The organism is Mycobacterium sp. NGS45, from assembly GCF_059812645.1.
In genome coordinates, this window is record NZ_JCALDB010000051.1 from 1 (window position 1) to 2,252 (window position 2,252).

Here is a 2,252-nt window from a genome sequence, read left to right on the forward strand (position 1 = left end):
GTGGCCTACGCCAGTCGCAGCACCGGGCAGGCCCCGCAGTGGGCGCCGTTGCCGGTGCAGTACGCCGACTACACCTTGTGGCAACGCGAACACCTCGGGGATATCGGTGACCCCAGCAGTCGGATAGCCGAGCAGTTGTCCTACTGGGGGCAGGTGCTGGCCGACCTGCCCGAGGTGGTGTCGCTGCCCACTGACCGGCCGCGCCCACCCACCCCCAGCTACCGCGGCGACGCGGTCGATTGGCGTATCGACCCGCAAACCTGGGCCGGCCTCAAGGCGTTGGCCGCAGCTCACAATGCGACCGTTTCCATGGTGTTGCAAGCCGGGATGGCTGCGGTGTTGCACCGCGCCGGGGTGGGTGAGGACATTGCGTTGGGCACCCCGATTGCCGGCCGGATGGATCAGGCGCTTGCGGATCTGGTGGGGTTCTTCGTCAACACCTGGGTGCTGCGGGTGGGAATCGATTCCGGGTTGCAGTTTGCCGAGGTGCTCGAGCAGGTTCGGCACAAGGCGCTGGATGCGTATGCCAATCAGGATGTGCCCTTCGAGTTGTTGGTCGAGCACCTCAACCCGGCACGCTCCACCTCGCACCACCCACTGTTCCAGGTGGCTCTTGCCTTCCAGAACAACGAGCGCCCGATGGTCGCCCTCGATGGCCTCGACATCGAACCGGTGGCTGCCGACATCCGCACGTCCAGGTTCGACCTGGAATTCGACCTCCGTGAGATCCCCAGCGAAGACGCCGGCACCTTCTTCGACGTCAAGCGGCACCCCACCGCGGAGACGGCCAGTTCGATGGCGGCCGGCTCGGTCGCATTCTCGACGGATCTGTTCGATCGGTCCAGCATCGAGCGGTTGGTGGACTGGCTGGGCCGGATGCTCGAGGCGGTGGTGGCGGATCCGTCGGTGGTGGTGGGTGAGGTTTCGCTGCTCGGTGATGGTGAGCGGGATCTGTTGTTGCAGAGCTGGTCTGGTGTTGGGGTTGACGCGCCGGTGGGGCTTGGTGATGAGTTGTTGGCGGCTGCGGTGGCCGCCGACCCGGACGGGTTGGCGTTGCTGGACGGGGCGCGGGAGTTTTCCTATCGCGAGCTCGATGAGTGGTCGTCGCGGTTGGCGCGGGTGTTGATCGAGGCCGGGGTGGGTCCGGAGCGTGCGGTGGGTGTGGCGATGGGCCGCTGCGCGGAGTTGGTGGTGTCGTGGTGGGCGGTGCTCAAGGCTGGTGGGGTGTACGTGCCGGTGGATCCGGCCCATCCGGCCGAGCGGATCGCCGCGGTCTTCGACGCCGTCGATGCCGTCTGCGTACTTACCTGTGGTGTGCGCGGCATAGCCGGCGCGGGCCGGCGGCCGGTGTTGCGCATCGACGATCTGGATGTGTCGGGCCGTAGTGCGGCGCCGGTCAGCGATGGGGATCGGTTGGCTGCGTTGACTGTGGACAATGCGGCGTATGTGATCTTCACGTCGGGGTCTACGGGCACGCCCAAGGGTGTGTGCATCTCGCATGCCGGGTTGCATATCGAGGCTGCGGCGCATCGGGAGTTGTTTGGGGTGCGGGCTGGGGCGCGGGTGTTGATGGTGGCGGCGCCGACCTTTGATGCTTCGGTGTTCGAGTGGTTGTTGGCGGTGTCGTCGGGGGCGGCGTTGGTGGTTGCTCCGCCGGATTCCTATGCCGGGGAGGCGTTGACCGAGATTTTGGAGTCGGGGCGGGTGGATGCCGCGTTGATCACTCCGACGGTGTTGGCGACGTTGGATCGTGGTCGGGCGGGTGTGTTGTCGACGTTGATCACCGGTGGGGAGGCGTGTCCGGCTGAGTTGGTGGCGGGGTGGGCGCCGGGTCGGCGGATGTTCAATGCCTATGGTCCTACCGAGGTGACCGTTTGGTCGACGTGGAGTGCGTTGTCGGCGGGGCAGCCGGTGCGGATCGGTGCGCCGATTGCCGGGGTGCAGGCGTTGGTTTTGGATGGGCGGTTGAATCCGGCGCCGGTGGGTGTGGTCGGTGAGTTGTATTTGGCGGGTCCGGCGGTGGCGCGGGGGTATGTGGGTCGGCCGGATCTGACTGCGGATCGGTTCGTGGCCAATCCGTTTGGTGGTCCGGGTGCGCGGATGTATCGCAGTGGGGATTTGGTGCGTTGGAGTGCGTCCGGGCAGCTGCAGTATCTCGGTCGTGCTGATGCCCAGGTCAAACTTCGTGGTCAACGCCTGGAGTTGGGCGAGATCGAGAACACCTTGCTGGCCTGCCCACAAGTGAGCCGGGC

At 66.3% G+C, this 2,252-nt stretch carries 1 protein-coding gene; it reads left to right on the forward strand.

What is annotated here, in order from left to right; translation table 11 throughout:
* On the forward strand, window positions 1-2,252 hold a 2,252-nt coding region (locus AC5Y3P_RS22255), incomplete at both ends, for a non-ribosomal peptide synthetase (RefSeq protein WP_500048107.1).